The following is an 18,373-nucleotide window of genomic DNA, read 5'->3' as shown; positions in this document are numbered from 1 at the left end:
AATTCAGGAATGTGCAGCCACGGGCCGGGCTGATGCACGTGTGGGCTGGGCCCGGTCGCTGGCGCCGGGCTTGAGGAAAATCGTCAGGACCACCGAAAGCATCAAGGCAGCGCTCATCAGCAGGTAAGAGGCGCCGGGCGAGCCGGTGGAGCTGTTCAAATAGCCGACCAGATAAGACCCGCCGAACGAGCCAAGGGCGCCCATGCTGTTGATCAGCGCCATGGCACCACCGGCGACGTTGGCCGGCAGGATCTCCGGAACGATGGCGAAGAACGGCCCGTAAGGGGCGTACATGCAGGCACCGGCAATCACCAGCAGCGCATAGGACCACCAGAAGTGTTCAGCGCCGAGGGCATAGGAGGCGTAAAACGCGGTCGAGGCGATCAACAGCGGTGGCCAGACAAAGCGTTTGCGCCGCTGAATCCGGTCCGAGCCCCAGGATACCCCAAGCATCGCAATCACCGCCGCCAGATACGGCAGCGCCGACAGCCAGCCGGCTTCGATCATGTTCATCTGCGCGCCGTGTTTGAGGATCGACGGCAGCCACAGCACAAAACCGTAAACGCCGATGCTCCAGCAGAAAAACTGCAAGGCCAGGATGATCACTTTGGGTGAGCGGAACGCTTCGGCGTAGTTCTTCACCGCTTTGATCCCGACCTGTTCGGCGGCCAGGGCACTGTGCAGATCTTGCTTTTCCTGGTTGCTCAGCCATTTGGCGTCGGCAGGCCGATCATCGGCCAGACGCCACCAGATAAACGCCCAGAGCACCGCCGGTAGCCCTTCGATGATGAACATCCAGCGCCAGCTGAAATGCTGCACCAGATAGCCCGACACCACCGACATCCAGAGCATGGTCACCGGGTTGCCGAGGATCAGAAAGGTGTTGGCCCGCGAGCGTTCGGCGCGGGTGAACCAGTGGCACAGGTAAACCAGCATTGCCGGCATCACTGCGGCTTCGACCACTCCGAGCAGGAAGCGGATGGCAATCAGCATGTAGGCGTTGGAGACAATCCCGGTCAGCGTGGCCAGGCCACCCCAGAGGATCAGGCTGACGAAAATCAGTTTCTTCACGCTGTGCTTTTGCGCGTAGATCGCCCCCGGAACCTGGAAGAAAAAGTACCCGAGAAAGAACAGCGCTCCGAGCAGCGAGGACAGTCCCGGCGTGATCATCAGGTCAGCGGCCATTCCGGAGGCGGCGGCAAATCCGTAGTTGGCGCGATCCAGATACGCCAGGCTGTAGGTGATAAACACGATCGGCATGATGTACCACCAGCGGCGGGTGGCGAGGTTTAGCGTTTGCATGGTAGTGCTCCTGAGCTTGTTGTTTTTGTCGCAACAGGTAACGGTTCGGGTTCAAGTATTGCGGTGGCTGTGCCGGCCTCTTCGCGAGCAAGCCCGCTCCCACATTTAATTTGTGCCAGACACAAATCCCTTGTGGGAGCGGGCTTGCTCGCGAATGGCGGCCTCAAGTCCGACCGATAATTCGGCCCGGGTCGGCAAACCCTCCATATCGCCTCGGCTCTGCACCGCGCGGCTGCCAATCCAGTTGGCCCGCTGCACGGCGTCGGGGACGCTGAAGTTCTCCAGCAAGGCGCTGATCATCCCGACCGCAAAACCATCGCCGGCGCCCACCGTGTCCACCACCTTGGCCACAGGCACACCGGGCACGAAACCCTCGTCCAGCTGAGTGCGGTAATAGGCGCCGTCGGGGCCGAGCTTGATCGCCACCGCCTCAGCGCCCTGATCCAGATAAAACGCCGCAATGTCGGCTGGATCCTCGAAGCCGGTGAGCAAGCGCCCCTCACTCAAGCCCGGCAGCACCCAATGGGCCAGCGCCGCGAGCCGATTGATTTCGCGGATCATCTGCTGTTGGCTGGTCCACAGTGTTGGGCGCAGGTTGGGATCGAACGAGACGCTGCGCCCGGCCTCGCGCATGCGCGCCATCAACTCGAAGGACATCTGGCGTGCGGACTCGGACAGCGCCGGGACAATGCCGGTGGCGTGCAGATGCCGAGCTTCAAGCAGTTCAGGCACGATCGACTGCACGGACAGAAGACTGGCCGCCGAACCGCGACGGAAGTATTCGACGCGAGGATCGCTGCCATCATCGGCACGCGACTTGAGCTGGAAACCGGTCGGGTGCGCGGGGTCGGTTTCAACGAAGCGACAATCCAGACCTTCGTGTTCCAGAGTGTCGACCACAAACCGGCCCAGCGAGTCGGCACCGACCCGGCTCAGCCAGGACACCTTGAACCCCAGTCGCGACAGGCCGATCGCCACATTGCTGTCGGCACCGGCGATACGTTTGTGGAACTGCGCAACGTCTGCCAGATCACCACGCTGTTCGGCGACAAACATCGCCATGGTTTCGCCAAACGACAGAATATCGATCTCAGACATGAGCGCTCTCCAGCCGTGCTTGACCGAGGCGGGCGAGAGTGGCGACATGCTCGGCGGTCAACTGCACCAGGTCTTCACCTTGCAACGGATATTCCACCGCACGCATCACCCTTTGTGTCATGTGCTGCAGATGCTGTTCCCATTCCTGTAAATCACTGGGCGAGGGCGGCACGGCAACCCGTTTGCCGTCGGCGCGGCGGAGGACCGCTTTGCAATGCACATAACCGACATGCCGGCCAAGCAGGCGTGCGGCGCTGGCGGCGGACTGGTCCTGCCATTGCCAGTTGCCGATATCGAAGGTCATCTGCACCGGTAGCGCATGCTCTTCAACCGCAGTGAAAAACCGCTGGAACGGCTCGATGCATCCGCCATGCAAGGTCTGGTCGTTTTCCACCAGCAGCTGCACCGGGCTTTGGCTCAGTTGACGGGAAAGGGCCCGTAGGTCGTTGTTGTCAGTGAAGTAGCCCAGGGACACTTTCAGCCAGCGGGCGCCGAAAGCCTGAGCACGTAGCAAGGTACTTGCCAGCTCAGGATTGGGTTCGGCCTGATCGGCCCGCCACAATTCCAGTGGTGAGGAATACACACAGCCCAAGCCGCTGTGTTCGATGGCCAATGCCACTTCAGCAGCGACTTCATGGGTGAGCAGTTCTTCGCGCAGTTCAATGCGATCAGCACCGGCAGCGGCCAGTAATGCGACAAAACTCAACTGCCCGCGCTGGCGAACCAGTTCAGCGCCGTAGCTGGAGAGACTGATGGAAACGGGTGATTTATTCATTGTTTTGCACCTATGAAACCGGTTTCATTTTTGTTCAAAAAAATAGTCGGTCGTTGATTTGTGCTGTGAACTTGAGGGCCTCATCGCGAGCAAGCTCGCTCCCACATTGGATCTATGTTTTTTAGACAATCCCTGTGGGAGCGAGCTTGCTCGCGATGGCGTCAGATGCATCACACGAAATTTCGCTGTGTTGACCCACGCTCAATCAACCGCGCCGCAAAATCCAGCGTTCGCGCTGGCCCGTCATCGCCACGCAAGCGCTTGAGCAAACACTCGAACGCGCTCGCGCCAATCTCCGCCGTTGGCTGGGCGAGGGCGGTGATGCCGCTGCCCACCAGCGGGTACCAGTCCAGGTCGTCCAGGGCGATCAAACCGATGTCTTCAAACAGCGTGCAGCCCAATTCGCGCAAGGCGCGGGTGCCGGCCAACGCGGCAATACCGTTGGCGCAAAACAGTGCTTTTGGACCGGGGCCGGGTGTAGCCAGGAAGGATTTCAGGCGTGTGTTCAGGTCGCTGCCGATTTCGACCACAGCACCGCTCAGTAGAGCGCGCTGATCGATTTGAGCCTTGAAGCTGTTGACCCGCTCAATCCGCGAGCTGGTGCCGTCAAACGGTTCGCTGAGCAACAGGATGTCGCGATAGCCACGTTCTTCCAGGTGGGCGAGGGCCATCTCCACCGCTGCCGGGTTGTCCAGCCCGACCAGGTCGCTGTCGAGCAAATCGACCTTGCGATCCACCAGCACCATGGGCAGTTCACGGTGTAACTCGCGCAACTCATCGAGGTGATGACCGAGAGTGTTCACGATCAAGCCTTCGATGTTGTACGAGCGCAACGCCGCCAGATGCTGACGCTCCTGCTCATCGTCGCGGTCGGTATTGCACACCACCAGGCTGTAGCCGTGCTGACGGCAAGCGGTTTCCACGCCATGCATCACGGCAATCGAATACGGGTTACGGATATCGGCCACCAGCATGCCGATCAGGCGGGTACGTCCGCGTTTCAAGCCGCGGGCCATCTGGTTCGGGCGATAGCCCAGTTCGCTGATCGCTTGCTCGATGCGCTTGGCTGTGGCATCGGAAAGCAAGGACCGGTCTTCACCAATAAAACGCGACACGCTGGTCTTGGAGACCCGGGCGTGTTCGGCGACATCAAGCATGGTGACGCGGCTGCGTTGGGCGGCGGAAAACGTATTCACGGTGGGAAGCCTTGTTGTTTGAGTTGTTGTGGCTGACTCTGAAACCGGTTTCAGAAAACACCAAACGTAAGTGAACGTCAAGCTCATCGGTGAAGGCGGTTGTGGGAAAACTCGCATTTAACCGACAGACGGTCGTTAGACCTGTCAGATTTGACAGTAGCCGGTCTCGTGGATAGGGCGTTTAATTTCTTGCAGGGATAACAGGTCGCTTCCTGTTATTGAAGAACGATCCCCAACAACGCCTGTTCGAACGTGCATCAATTCAACTGTGATGGAGAACATGAAATGACCGCTAACGAAAAGCTGACATCGAAGCTGACCCGGCAACAACTTGCTGAACAAGTTCGTATCAAACACCGTTCTTTCAATTTACCCAATGCGGCTGACCCGCACCCGGTTCCGGTGATTGTGGGGCTGGTCGGTGATGGACTGCTGACTAAAGCGCTTCTGGATCAGACTGATGTAGTGGTCAAGGTGGAGAAGCTGAACGAATATAATCTTGATGATTCCGCCCTATTACAGTTGCTTGATCCGAGCACGTCACCTCCATCCATTGTTTATCAAGGGCCTTCACAGGATTTACCAGAAACTGCAGCAGGATACCCTCAATACTTTCCTCTACCGAGTCTTGAACTGGTTGACAATAACAAAGTTCGCCCTGCCACTCGCTATCAGGTGAGATTAATAGTCACCCAGGGAAATACCGGTAACGACATCCCCACAAAAGAACTTGATATTGGCGTCGATCGTTACGCACCTTATCAAAGCAAGCAGGACGGCAGCTATATTCGACCTGTTAAAACCGCCATACTGAATGCGCTGTCCGGGATTGATGATCTATGGCTGGAGCAGAACACGCACCTAAAGTTGAAGGTTGACGCGGAGTATGAATTCTATTCGAGTACCGATTTTATCCAGGTCTCTATCTCCACTACTGTGTCAGGTGCGGATGGTCCGCTTCCGAATGTAGTCTATTCTGGAAACGTGCCTGCCACTGGGGTGGTGGATATCCCGGTTGCAAGTTTTGCAAGTGAAGTTGCAAAGGATGGCACCATTCATGTGGTTTACTCAATTACAGATGTCGTAGGCAACGCCAGTAAAGTTTCATTTGATAGCCCCATTCAGGTGACCTTGCGGCCTGCCCCCGTGTTGATTGCCCCCAGGATTCCGATCATTGGAGGAGCAGGGGGGACGCTCGACTTAAAAACGCTCGAATCAAAGGTCTATGTCTATGTAGATCGTCCTGCACATGCGCTCTCGGGAGACAAGATTTTGCTCCTCCTGAATAGTGCTAGTGGCGTTGACGCCGACGCTATTCAAGTGGGTGAACTTGCGGTGGGTACTGGAACTGTCCCGCTTCGGTTCGAACTCAGGTATCTGAACCTTAAGCATCTGCATATCGATCCTGAGACACCGGTTCCCGCGAAACTGTCTTACCACTTGAAACGAATGCTCGAACCAGTGCGTGTTTCGCCTGAAACGCTGTTTACTTACGATGACACGAGTGCTGGCCCGATAAACCCCGATTTCCCGAGCCTGACCAATCCGAAGATGGTCAATGTCGGGCTTAAAGGGGACTCCGGGACACTGAATCATATAACGGGCGCGGACCGTGGAAAATCGGTCACTATTCAGACACCGATGAAGGAACCCAACGACCCTTGGGCGATTCTAGCCAGTGAGATGGCTAGACTCTGGTACAACGGAGTGATGGTCTACGAGTTGGGGTTGACCGGTACAGAGACAGAACTCACATTCGATATACCTTCGGCCACTATTGATCAGCAAGGTACGGGTATCAAGTCTGCCTGGTGGACTATTCAGGGCGATCTGAGTGCCAACACGCTAAGCTCGCCAATGACTCTAGTGACGGTTGATGCCGCGGTCGTCGAGTTTGATCCTCCATCGGTGCCGACCTTTACAATCACTGACGGTGGTGTCAGGAAACAGGTTGTAAACTGCAAGAGCCTCACCCTTGTTGGTACAGATCGTCAACTGACGGTGACCGTTCCTGTCAACGCCACCTATATGCCGAATCAATCCGTTATTGTTGTGCATTCAGTCGGCACATCCGATCGCCTTGGCTTCGATGTCATTGAGGGTACCCAGTTCTCGGAGTCTTACACGATCACCGGCAGTGAGGTGGGGAATACATTTACAGTAAATATCAAGCCCTATTTGACTAAAGTTAAACCCATTCAGCCGACCCAGGAGTCTGGACTACTCAATGGCGCGATAAAAATCTGGTATGTCGTGCAGGTTGATGGTGGCCCCGTTCTGTCAGATACATTAGTTCATGAAGTAAGGCTATTGGCCAGTGGCAAATATTGCGAGGAGGTGTAATAACTTAAGCCAATAATGCTCGAGTCAGCAGAGAGAGGCCAACACCTCTCTCTGCTTTTTATGCCATGACTCTGTAGAGGGAAAAGTCTGCCTGGATTGATGAAAAGTCCTACATACGCACATCGTTTACGCACGTAGTCTCCCGCGCATTCAGGGAGGAGAGCTCCCTTGTCGAATTACTGGATTTTTCTTTCGGGGAAGGATCATTACCTGGACACCTCACTATGTCGTTAACGAAACTATTTAACCTGAGCCCGATTGTCATCGGGCTCAATATGTCATCACTCGCCCTTCTGTCATTGATCGCGCCCTATGCCAGCGCCCAGCGGCTGGACGGTACGCCCCTTACGATCGGCGCACCGGGGATCACCCAGGACTGGCAACTGTACAACGGTGCAGTTTTAACCGTCGACGGCATGTCGACGTTTGCTATAGACGCAACAAGCTCGACGCTCAATGTCAATTCCGGCACGACGCAACAGATTTCAGCTGCCCAAGGCTCGACGGTCAATCTGGTGAATACCACCGTCAACAATGCTAATGGCCCGTACGGTATCAGGCTGATCAGCAGCATCGGGACCATTATCGACAGCACCATCAACAGTGACAAAATCGGCATGCTGATCGCCCGCGATGCGACCACCACGACCGGCTCTAGCGCGACGGTGACCGGCAGCACGATCACTGGCGTGACGGGCGGGGTGCGGGTCAACGGTCTCGGTACACTGAATCTTTCGAATTCCACACTGCAAGGTACCGGCGCCTCCAGTTATGGGCTTCTGCTGACCAATGGCAGCGTGACTGCCAGCAACGGCAGTCGCATCATCGGCGGCCAGAATGGCGTGATCATCGCGCAGGATTCCAATGTTATTCCTCAACCGGGCACACTGGTTCTAGACAAATCGAGCGTGGAAGGTCGAACGGGGTCGGCGATTCTTGTCGATTACGCCGGCAAGGACGGTGCCGCGACGCAGATTGATGTCCTCAACGGTTCCACCCTCAAGGGCGGTAACGGCACCGTTCTTGAAGTGACAGGAGCCGCTGTGGTCAACATGAATGTTGGCGGGAGCGCACTGAACGGCAATGTTCAGGTGGCCGGCAACAGCACCGCCAACCTGAACTTCAAGCAAGGCGCGCTGACCGGTGATGTGATCGCCGAGGCGGGCAGCACCGCTAATGTGCAGTTGCAGCAAGGCTCGCTATTGACCGGGCGCATGGAAAACGTCGCCGCAGTGGGCATCGATCATCAATCCGAATGGAACCTGACCGGCAACAGTCAGGTCGGCAACCTGGCCATGGACGGCGGTACCGTCCGGTTTGGTGCCGAGGATGCCTACTATCAGCTGGACGTCACCCACCTGTCGGGCAACGGCCTGTTTATCATGGGCACCCACTTCACCACGGGCCAGACCGATGTGCTGAACGTCACCGGCACGGCTACCGGCAACCATCAACTGTTGATCACCAGCAGCGGTGTCGATCCGGCCAGTGGCGAGCCGATCACCGTGGTGCACACGCAAGGTGGCGATGCGCGGTTCTCGCTGGCCAATGCCGATGGCGCGGTCGATCTGGGGACGTATTCCTATGGGTTGAGTCAGGATGCTGCCGGCAAGAACTGGTTCCTCGATCCGAGCAAGCGTACTGTCAGCCCCTCCACTCAGGTCGTCAGTGCCTTGTTTGGCGCGCCGCTCACCGTGTTGTATGGCGAAGACGCCTCGTTGCGCACGCGCATGGGGGAAGTACGTTTCAACACCGCCAAGTCGGGTGCCTGGAGCCGCGCGTATGGCAACAAGTACAACGTCGGTGGGGCTTTCGGTGATGGTTATCGGCAAACGCAGCAAGGCTTCGCGCTGGGTGTCGATGCACCTTTGGGCGACGGTCAATGGTTGCTGGGTGTGATGGCCGGGTACAGCAAGTCGGACTTTAGTCTGAGCCACGGTTCTTCCGGTACCGTCGACAGTTACTATCTGGGCAGTTACCTGACCTGGATGGACGATGTGAGCGGCTACTACGTCGATGGCACCGTCAAACTCAACCGCTTCGAGAATAAAGCGGATGTTGCGATGAGTGATGGTACAAAGTCCAAGGGCAATTATGGCAACACTGGGGTGAGCGGCTCCGTGGAGTTCGGCCGCAACATCAAACTCGACGATGGATATTTCATCGAGCCCTTCACACGGTGGTCGACCGCGTACATTCAGGGCAAGGATTATGACCTGGACAACGGCATGCAGGCCAAGGGCGACCGGACCTATTCATTAGTGGGCAAGGCTGGGCTGACCGCAGGTCGTGACATGCCGATGGCCAACGGTGGCACGCTGCAACCTTATGTCCGTGCGGCACTGGCCCATGAGTTTTCCAAGGGCGATGAGTTCAAGGTCAACGACAATGCGTTCAGCCATGACCTCTCCGGCTCGCGTGTTGAAGTGGGCGCAGGGGTTGCCCTGAAGCTGACAGACCGCTGGAGCGCACACGCCGAGGTCGAGTACATGAATGGCAAGAGCATCGAAATGCCGATCGGCGGGACAATCGGCGTGCAGTTCAAGTGGTAATGGGTGATTTAAAGCCACACGCTCACCCATGTGGATATCAGCAAGAGCAACGCCATGGATTGATTGAAGCGTTGCAGGTTCCTGCCAGAGCGAAACAGTTTGCGTGATCCCGCTCCCATTACGGCCCAAGCGCCAAGGCATGGCAGGGACACCAGAAAAAACACTGCTGACAAATACAGCACATGGGTTCCCTGATCATCGCCGGTACCGGCAAATACGCTGATGACCGCCAGGGCCATCATCCACGTCTTCGGATTGACCAACTGCAGGCTGGCGGCGCCGATGGCTCCCAGTCTGCGATGAGCGCTATTCGACTCGACGTTATCGAGAGATACCGCAGGAGCGAAAAAAATCATCGCCGCCAAATAGCTCAACCAGGCGACGCCCAGCCACTGCATGACCGTTTGCAGAAACGGAAGACGGCTCAATGACTGACCCACGCCGCTGCCCACCATCCACACAATGCTCGCGGCACCGGCACAGGCGCCGAGGATGATCGGTACTGCGGCGCGCAGCCCATAACGTGCGCTGTTGCTCAGCAGCAGAATATTGGTCGGACCGGGAGTGATGGACGCGACAAAAGCAAACAACAGAAACGGGAGTAAGGTCGGAAATGGGGACGGCATTGCAGGTGACTCCAGAACAAGATCGATGAGCACGATCTTCACCTGTCGGACATCAGGCGTCTGGAAGGTTTGAGCACTTCGCACGGTACCGTGCCGGTGTCAGACCGTAGGCCCGAACGAACCAGCGACCCAAATGACTTTGATCGGCAAAGCCCAGGGCTATCGCCACGCTGGCGGGTTGTTCGCCACTGGCCAGGAGACGTCGTGCCTTGGCCAGACGCAATTGCACCAGATAAGCATGAGGTGCCAGGCCATAAGCTGCCTTGAATGCCCGGCTCAGGCGAAAGCGGTCGATGTTGCAGGCCCTGGCCAACTCATCGAGGCCGATGTCCTGATAAAAGTGTTCATGCAGGTAGTCTCGGGCTCTTTGCGCCACCAAGGGCAAGCGTGGGTCTTGGCGATAGCGAGTACGCCACTGCAAATGGGCTGTCAGGCCTTCGAGCAGTCCGTCCAGCGCACTCTGGCGCACGATTCGCAATTCACCGCTATGCAGGGCCTCGAATGCCAGGCTGGTCGCTCGTGCCAGGCGTGGGTCGCACGCCAGGGTGTTGGCGAAACTCAATTGCGCATTGGCTGGCGCATTGTCGAACACTGCACTTAGCTCGCGTTCGAGCCATAAAGGGTCCAGGTACAACATGCGATAGGTAAAGCCACCTTCACTGGGAGCATCACCATCGTGGATGTCTCCTGGCTCAAGCAAAAATACGGTGCCCGGTGTGCTCTGATGCCGGATGCGACGACAGTTGAATTGTTGGACGCCGTGTTCGGTAACGCCCACCAGATAACTGTCATGCCAGTGCGGATCGTAAGCGTGGCCCTCGAAATGCGCCCGCAGGGTTTCGATCCCGGTGTCGTGATCCTGGGTCAGATCGATCCAGTTGTGTGAGGCCATGGAACACCTGTGCGACAGACGTGTGACCGCTGCAGGTTATCGCGTTGCACGGGCACGTGGTCTAGAAGATTTGTGCAGCGCACGGTGTTTCGTCAACTGAACAACCCGGCGGCGATATTGATTGAAAAACCAAGGATAGCGGTGTTGAACAGAAAGCCGATCAATGACTGGGCGAGCACGATTTTGCGCAGACCGCGTGTGGCGACCCCGACATCGGAGGTTTGGACCGCCACGCCGATGGTGAAGGAAAAGTACAGGAAGTCCCAGTAGTTGGGGGTCAGCAGCCCTTCGGCAAAACGCAGCGCCGGGTCCTTGCCGTTCCAAGTGTAGAACAGCCTGGCGTAGTGCACGCTGAAGATCACCCCGACCAACAACCACGAACCGATCACCGTCATCCCGGTGAAGCCGTAGTGCAATAGCCTTCGGCTGGTTTCCAGGTCTTTGCTGCCGGCCAGTTCCAGGGTGATGGTGGCGAGGCTGGCAATCGCTGCCATGCAGACAATGAACAGCACCACCCCGGCGTTTTCATCCTCGACTTCGGCAATGCGTTTGACGTCATCGGCACGCGCGCGGATGGTCAGCCATAGCATCAGCACCAGGTAGGTCCAGACGCCGGCATTCCAGCCGATCAGGATTTTGCTGATGAGTGAATCGGCCGGAGCCAGGATGCTGACCGTCACCCCGAGCAGGGTGGCGGCGGTCAGGCGAGGGTGGGTGCGCAGGAGGTGTGGCATGGAGGCTCGATACGTCGGGGCTTTGCAACACCTTAGCCCAGCGAGGTCCGTTGTGACCACAAGGGTGAGATTGATGAGAACCAATGTGGGAGCGAGCTTGCTCGCGATGAGGCCGTAACATCCAACATCCATGTTGGCTTTTATGCCGCTATCGCGAGCAAGCTCGCTCCCACAGTTGATTTATGTTGTGCAGATGTTTTTATGTCGCTTGCGGACCAGACTCATCACCACCACAAAAAACACCGGCACAAACACCACCGCCAACGTCGCGGTAATCATCCCTCCGATCACCCCGGTGCCGATCGCTTGCTGACTCGCCGAGCTGGCACCGGTGGCAATTGCCAACGGCACCACGCCCAGGATGAACGCCAGCGAGGTCATGACAATCGGCCGCAGGCGCAAGCGCGCGGCTTGCACCGTGGCGTCGATCAGGTTGTGGCCTTCGTCGTACAGGCTCTTGGCGAATTCGATGATCAGGATCGCGTTTTTTGCCGACAGACCAATGATGGTGATCAGTCCGACCTTGAAGAACACGTCGTTGGGCATCCCGCGCAAGGTCACGGCCAGCACCGCGCCGAGCACACCCAGCGGCACCACCAGCAGCACCGAGGTCGGAATCGACCAGCTCTCGTACAGCGCCGCCAGACACAGGAACACGATCAACAACGACAAACCGAGCAGAATCGGTGCCTGGCTGCCGGACAACCGCTCTTGCAACGACAAACCGGTCCATTCCTGACCCAACCCCGCCGGTCCTTGGGCGACCAGGCGCTCGATCTCCGCCATCGCTTCACCGGTGCTGCGACCGGGCGCCGGTTCACCGGAAATGCTGATGGCCGGATAACCGTTGTAGCGTGTCAGCTGCGCCGGGCCCTGGGTCCATGTCGCCTGGACGAATGCCGACAGCGGCACCATTTTTCCGGCGTTGTTGCGTACGTGAATTTTCAGCAAGTCATCAACCTGACTGCGTTGATCGCCTTCGGCCTGCACCACCACCCGTTGCATCCGTCCCTGGTTGGGGAAGTCGTTGATGTAAGCCGAACCCACGGAGGTGGACAACACGCTACCAATATCGGCAAACGAAACGCCCAAGGCATTGGCCTGCTTGCGGTCCACGATCAGTTGCACTTGCGGTGCTTCAGCCAAGGCGCTTTCGCGCACGTTCATCAGGATCGGGCTTTTTTCGGCAGCCGCCAGCAACGCACTGCGCGCTTGCATCAGCGCTGCATGGCCAAGGCCACCACGGTCTTGCAGGCGGAACTCGAAACCGCTCGAGGTACCGAGGCCGTCAACCGGCGGTGGCAGCACCGAGAAGGCCATGGCGTCCTTGATCTGGCTCAACGCAATGTTGGCGCGATCAGCAATGGAGGCCGCCGAGTCATTGCTGCCGCGATCAGACCAATCCTTGAGCGTGGTGAACGCCAGGGCTGCGTTCTGGCCGCTGCCGGAGAAACTGAAGCCGAGAATCACCGTACTGTCGCCGACGCCTGGTTCTGTCGCGTTGTGCGCTTCGATTTGCTCGACCACCTGCACCGTGCGGTTCTTGCTCGCGCCTGGCGGCAGTTGAATGTCAGTGATGGTGTAACCCTGGTCTTCGACCGGCAGGAACGAAGAGGGCAGGCGGCTGAAGCAAAAAACCAGGCCGATCAACAGCACGCCGTAGACCAACAGATAGCGACCACTGCGTTTCAGCGCGTACACCACCCAGCGTTGATAACCCTCGGTCATCTGCTCAAAGCGCCGGTTGAACCAGCCGAAGAATCCACCCTTGGCGTGATGTTCACCCTTGGCGATCGGTTTGAGCAGCGTGGCGCAGAGTGCCGGGGTGAGTGTCAGGGCGAGGAACGCCGAGAACAGAATCGAGGTTGCCATCGACAGCGAGAACTGCTGGTAAATCACCCCGACCGAACCTTGCATGAAGGCCATCGGGATAAACACCGCCACCAGCACCAGGGTGATGCCGATGATCGCCCCAGTGATCTGGCTCATGGCTTTGCGCGTGGCCTCTTTGGGCGACAGACCCTCGCTGGCCATGATCCGCTCGACGTTCTCCACCACCACGATGGCGTCGTCCACCAGAATGCCGATGGCCAGCACCATGCCGAACATGGTCAGCACATTGATCGAGAAGCCCAGCGCCAACATGGTTGCAAAGGTGCCCATCAGCGCCACCGGCACCACCAGGGTCGGGATCAGCGTGTAGCGGATGTTTTGCAGGAACAGGTACATCACCGCAAACACCAGCACCATGGCTTCGCCGAGGGTGACGAGCACTTTGGTGATCGAGGCTTTGACGAAGGGTGAGGTGTCGTACGGAATCTTGTACTCAACGCCGGCCGGGAAGTAGCGCGCCAGTTCGTCCATCTTCGCGCGCACCAGGGTGGCGGTGTGCAGGGCGTTGGCGCCGGGCGACAGTTGCACGCTGACCGCCGTCGACGGCTTGCCATTCAGGCGGGTGGAGAACTGGTATTCCTGGCTGCCGATTTCGACCCGCGCCACGTCACCCACGCGCACCGTGGAGCCGTCGGGATTGGCCCGCAACACAATGTCGGCGAATTCTTCCGGGGTCGACAGTTGACCTTTCACCAACACGGTCGCGGTGATTTCCTGGGTGGTACGGGCCGGCAAGTCACCGATGCTGCCGGCCGAGACCTGGGCGTTCTGCGCAACAATTGCGGCATTGACGTCGGCCGGGGTCAGGTTGAAACCGATCAGCTTCTGTGGGTCGATCCAGATCCGCATGGCCCGCTCGGCGCCATACAGCTGGGCCTTGCCGACACCGTCCAGACGCTTGATCTCGTTCATCACGTTGCGCGCCAGGTAATCGCTGAGCGCTACGTCATTGAGCTTGCCGTCGCTGGAGGTCAGGGTGATCAACAGCAGGAAGCCGGCCGAGACTTTCTCGACCTGCAAGCCTTGCTGGGTCACCGCTTGCGGCAGGCGCGACTCGACCGCTTTGAGGCGGTTCTGCACATCGACCTGAGCCATTTCCGGGTCCGTGCCGGGCTGGAAGGTCGCGGTGATGGTGGCACTGCCGAGGCTGCTCTGGGACTCGAAATACAGCAGGTGGTCGGCGCCGTTGAGTTCGCCCTCGATCAGACTGACCACGCTTTCATCAACGGTTTGCGCGGAGGCACCGGGGTACACCGCATAGATCTCGACCTTCGGCGGTGCAACGTTGGGGTACTGCGCGACGGGCAGCTGCGGGATGGCCAATGCGCCTGCCAACAGGATAAATAGCGCGACCACCCAGGCGAACACCGGGCGGTCGATAAAGAATTGCGGCATAAAGTCTGCGTCCTGCCTACTGCCCGGTTACCTGGGCAAGTGGAAGAGAGGTGTCGTCGATCTGCACTTTTTCGCCGGGACGGGCGTGTTGCAGGCCTTCGATGACAATGCGGTCGCCGGGTTTGACGCCGCCGGTAACGATCCAGCGATCCTTCTGCACCTGGCCAAGCTGCACCGGTTGCTGGCTGACACGAGCGTCGGCGTCGAGCAACAGCACCTGAGCAATGCCGGCGCTGTCACGCAGGATCGCCCGTTGCGGCACGCTGATGCCTTGCAGGTTTACCGCTTGCTCAAGGCGCACGCGAATGAAACTACCCGGCAGCAGGTCGAGGTCCGGGTTGGGGAACTCGCTGCGCAGAATGATCTGGCCGGTGCTCGGGTCGACGCTGATATCGGCGAACAGCAGCTTGCCCGGCAGTGGATAGAGGCTGCCGTCATCCTGAATCAATGTGGCTTTGGCCTGATCCTGACCGACCTGCTGCAACTGCCCGGCACGAAAGGCCCGGCGCAACTCGTTGAGTTCGCGGGTTGACTGGGTCAGGTCAGCGTGGATCGGGTCCAGTTGCTGGATCAGCGCTAATGGCGTGCTTTCGTTCTGACCGACCAGCGCGCCTTCGGTGACCAATGCACGGCCAACACGCCCGGAAATCGGTGCGGTGACGGTGGCGTAACCGAGGTTCAGTTTCGCCCGTTGCACCGCAGCCTGATTGGCTGCCACATCGGCGGCGGTCTGCCGGACGGCGGCGCGGGCGTTGTCGTAATCCTGACCGCTGATGGCGTTGCCTTCGATCAACTGGGCGTAGCGTTGCTCTTGCAAACGCGCTTGAAAGGCATTGGCCTCGGCTTTGCGCAACGCCGCCTGGGCGCTGTCCAGATCAGCCTTGAACGGTGCCGGATCGATGCGAAACAGCACGTCGCCTTGTTTGACGTCGCTGCCTTCGCGGAAGGTCCGTTGCAAGACGACGCCGGCCACTCGGGCGCGGACTTCGGCGATCCGGGGTGCGGCGATCCGCCCACTCAGTTCGCTGCTGATCGACAACGGTCGGGCTTCGATGGTTTCGATGCGGACGGTGGCCAGCGGCGCGGCGTCTTCGGCGGTGGAGGACTTGTCACACGCGCTCAGCGTCATTGCCAAGGCAATCAGGCCGAGCTTCGCAAACAGGTTCTTTGACATGTGAATACCCCAATAATGACCCCGGCATCCTACGGGGAGGGGACGAGCGTAGCGGTGAAGCTTTGTAGGTGCTGTGTGAAATTGTGTAAGGGTTTTACTCATGCACGCGTGAGGGCGTATATCCTTGACGGCTTGATTCCTTTTGCGACTGTTATGCCGCCTTCGCGAGCAAGCCCGCTCCCACATGGGATTGCGTAACACCTGTGGGAGCGGGCTTGCTCGCGAAGAGGCCCGAATGGTCACCACTGCATTCCCTGGAAACACCCATGCCCAACATCCTCCTGGTCGAAGACGACTCCGCGCTCTCTGAATTGATTGCCAGCTACCTTGAACGCAATGGCTATCAGGTCAGCGTGATCAGCCGTGGCGACCATGTGCGCGAACGGGCGCGGGTCAATCCGCCGGATCTGGTGATCCTCGACCTGATGCTGCCGGGCCTTGATGGCCTGCAGGTCTGTCGCTTGCTGCGCGCCGATTCGGCGACCCTGCCGATTCTCATGCTGACGGCCCGCGACGACAGTCACGATCAGGTACTGGGGCTGGAGATGGGCGCCGACGATTACGTCACCAAGCCTTGCGAGCCACGGGTATTACTGGCGCGAGTGCGCACCTTGCTGCGGCGCAGCAGCCTGAACGAGCCGCAGACTGCCAGCGACCGGATCCTCATGGGCAACCTCTGCATTGATCTGTCGGAACGCACCGTGACCTGGCGCGAGCAGTTGGTCGAACTGTCCAGCGGTGAATACAACCTGCTGGTGGTGCTGGCGCGGCACGCCGGTGAAGTGCTCAGCCGCGACCAGATTCTGCAACGCCTGCGCGGCATCGAATTCAATGGCACCGACCGCTCGGTGGACGTGGCGATTTCCAAGCTGCGGCGCAAATTCGACGACCATGCCGGCGAAGCGCGCAAGATCAAAACCGTATGGGGCAAAGGTTATCTGTTCAGTCGCTCCGAGTGGGAATGCTGAACATGCTGCGCATTCTGATCCGCCTCTACCTGATCACCATCGTCACTTTCAGCGCGGCGATTTACTTCATCCCGGATCTGGTGATAAAGGCTTTTCACGAACGTTTCCTGAACTACAACCTTGATCAGTCCCGAGGTTTGCAGAACCTGATCGTCAAACAGTTTCACGGGGTGCCGACCGAGCAATGGACTCGCCTTGCCGCGCAGTTGGACAAAGACTTCAGCCCGTTGCACGTGGAGCTGGTGCGCAATGACGACGCGGATTTCACGCTTTACGAGCGTGAGCGTCTGGAGCGCGGTGAAAAGGTCATCCGCATGGGCGACTGGGGCTGGCGCACGCTGGCGGTGTCACCGCTGGATGGGCAGCTGTCGGTGAAACTGGTGGTGCCACCGGACCCGCTGGACGTCAATTTGTTGTATTGGAGCATCAACGTATTGATCGGCGCTGCGTTGCTGGCCTGCCTGCTGATCTGGTTGCGGCCGCACTGGCGCGACCTGGAGCGTCTGAAAAATACCGCCGAGCGCTTCGGCAAGGGCCACTTGAGCGAGCGCACGCAAATCCCGTCGAGCTCGAACATCGGCAGCCTGGCCCACGTCTTCGACACCATGGCCGGCGATATCGAAAACCTCCTGAACCAGCAACGTGATTTGCTCAATGCGGTGTCACACGAACTGCGCACGCCGCTGACCCGACTCGACTTTGGCCTGGCACTGGCGCTGTCCGACGACTTGCCAGCTACCAGCCGCGAGCGCTTGCAGGGGTTGGTTGCGCACATTCGTGAACTGGATGAGTTGGTGCTGGAATTGCTCTCCTACAGCCGCCTGCAAAATCCGGCGCGGGTGCCAGAGCAGGTGGACGTGTCGCTGGATGAGTTTATCGACAGCATTCTGGGCAGCGTCGATGAAGAACTGGAGTCGCCGGACATCGTCATCGACGTGTTACTGCACGGCCAACTCGAACGCTTCAGCCTCGACCCGCGCCTGACCGCCCGAGCGATCCAGAACCTGCTGCGCAACGCCATGCGCTACTGCGAAAAACGTATTCAGATCGGTGTGCAGGTCTGCCCCAACGGCTGTGAAATCTGGGTTGACGATGACGGTATCGGTATTCCGGAAGATGAACGCGAGCGGATCTTTGAGCCGTTCTATCGGCTGGACCGCAGCCGCGACCGCGCCACGGGCGGGTTTGGCCTGGGACTGGCGATCAGCCGCCGGGCACTGGAAGCCCAGGGCGGCACGCTGACGGCCGAAACCTCGCCACTGGGCGGGGCGAGGTTCCGGTTGTGGTTGCCGACCCCGGCCTGAGTTGCCACGAATCAGCGCCTGAAGATCAAAAGATCGCAGCCTGCGGCAGCTCCTTGTATCTCGACTATCGCTCCGTCAGGAGCGATAGTTCTCGACTGATCATCGAGGGAGGGACCTGGAA

At 58.8% G+C, this 18,373-nt stretch carries 13 protein-coding genes; 4 read left to right on the top strand and 9 right to left on the bottom strand.

The features are described from left to right. Positions 1–3: 3 nt before the first annotated feature. The 4 genes from ACIPIN_RS13680 to ACIPIN_RS13665 form a co-directional block, all read right to left on the bottom strand. Positions 4–1,302: an MFS transporter gene (locus ACIPIN_RS13680; RefSeq protein WP_401119440.1), complete on the bottom strand. Its 1,299-nt coding sequence runs from the start codon at positions 1,300–1,302 to the stop codon at positions 4–6. Between the two features lie 105 nt (positions 1,303–1,407). Beyond that, a complete protein-coding gene (locus ACIPIN_RS13675) occupies positions 1,408–2,400 on the bottom strand; it encodes a sugar kinase (protein WP_401119437.1) in 993 nt (330 codons plus the stop codon). After that, on the bottom strand, positions 2,393–3,175 hold the full coding sequence (locus ACIPIN_RS13670; protein ID WP_401119434.1) for a sugar phosphate isomerase/epimerase family protein: 783 nt from the start codon (positions 3,173–3,175) through the stop codon (positions 2,393–2,395). Before ACIPIN_RS13670 ends, ACIPIN_RS13675 begins: the two co-directional genes overlap by 8 nt. A gap of 170 nt (positions 3,176–3,345) precedes the next feature. Beyond that, the gene (locus ACIPIN_RS13665; protein WP_401119431.1) at positions 3,346–4,371 is read right to left on the bottom strand and encodes a LacI family DNA-binding transcriptional regulator; all 1,026 of its coding nucleotides are present in this window, start codon (positions 4,369–4,371) and stop codon (positions 3,346–3,348) included. Between the two features lie 285 nt (positions 4,372–4,656). Between ACIPIN_RS13665 and ACIPIN_RS13660 the strand changes: the two genes are divergently transcribed. Next, positions 4,657–6,714, top strand: a complete 2,058-nt coding sequence (locus ACIPIN_RS13660) for a hypothetical protein (RefSeq protein ID WP_401119428.1) — start codon at positions 4,657–4,659, stop codon at positions 6,712–6,714. Between the two features lie 224 nt (positions 6,715–6,938). Further along, a complete protein-coding gene (locus tag ACIPIN_RS13655; protein ID WP_401119425.1) occupies positions 6,939–9,266 on the top strand; it encodes an autotransporter outer membrane beta-barrel domain-containing protein in 2,328 nt (775 codons plus the stop codon). Between the two features lie 8 nt (positions 9,267–9,274). Here ACIPIN_RS13655 and ACIPIN_RS13650 read toward each other — a convergent pair whose 3' ends face one another. From ACIPIN_RS13650 to ACIPIN_RS13630, 5 genes are all read right to left on the bottom strand, one after another. Then, positions 9,275–9,892, bottom strand: a complete 618-nt coding sequence (locus tag ACIPIN_RS13650; protein ID WP_401119422.1) for a LysE family translocator — start codon at positions 9,890–9,892, stop codon at positions 9,275–9,277. Between the two features lie 52 nt (positions 9,893–9,944). Next, positions 9,945–10,784 (bottom strand): AraC family ligand binding domain-containing protein, encoded by an 840-nt coding sequence (locus tag ACIPIN_RS13645; RefSeq protein WP_401119419.1) that lies wholly within the window; start codon positions 10,782–10,784, stop codon positions 9,945–9,947. A 92-nt stretch (positions 10,785–10,876) separates the two neighbouring features. Then, on the bottom strand, positions 10,877–11,518 hold the full coding sequence (locus ACIPIN_RS13640) for a DUF1345 domain-containing protein (protein ID WP_401119417.1): 642 nt from the start codon (positions 11,516–11,518) through the stop codon (positions 10,877–10,879). Positions 11,519–11,698: 180 nt separating this feature from the next. Continuing rightward, entirely contained in the window at positions 11,699–14,806 is a 3,108-nt protein-coding gene (locus tag ACIPIN_RS13635) for a multidrug efflux RND transporter permease subunit (protein WP_401119414.1), read from the bottom strand. A gap of 16 nt (positions 14,807–14,822) precedes the next feature. After that, positions 14,823–16,223 carry an efflux RND transporter periplasmic adaptor subunit gene (locus ACIPIN_RS13630; RefSeq protein ID WP_401119411.1) on the bottom strand — a complete coding sequence of 467 codons (1,401 nt, stop codon included), beginning with the start codon at positions 16,221–16,223 and terminating at the stop codon, positions 14,823–14,825. A 23-nt stretch (positions 16,224–16,246) separates the two neighbouring features. On the opposite strand from ACIPIN_RS13630, the gene ACIPIN_RS13625 reads away from it, so the two are divergent. Then, on the top strand, positions 16,247–16,948 hold the full coding sequence (locus ACIPIN_RS13625) for a response regulator (RefSeq protein WP_401119408.1): 702 nt from the start codon (positions 16,247–16,249) through the stop codon (positions 16,946–16,948). 2 nt (positions 16,949–16,950) lie between these two features. After that, positions 16,951–18,252, top strand: coding sequence for an ATP-binding protein (locus ACIPIN_RS13620; protein ID WP_401119407.1), 1,302 nt, complete (start codon positions 16,951–16,953; stop codon positions 18,250–18,252). Positions 18,253–18,373 lie beyond the last annotated feature (121 nt).

The sequence above is a fragment of the Pseudomonas sp. NPDC087697 genome (genome assembly GCF_044743155.1).
Classification (GTDB): domain Bacteria; phylum Pseudomonadota; class Gammaproteobacteria; order Pseudomonadales; family Pseudomonadaceae; genus Aquipseudomonas.
Note: the sequence above shows the minus strand (reverse complement) of the source record. Positions and strands in the feature narration are given on the sequence as shown.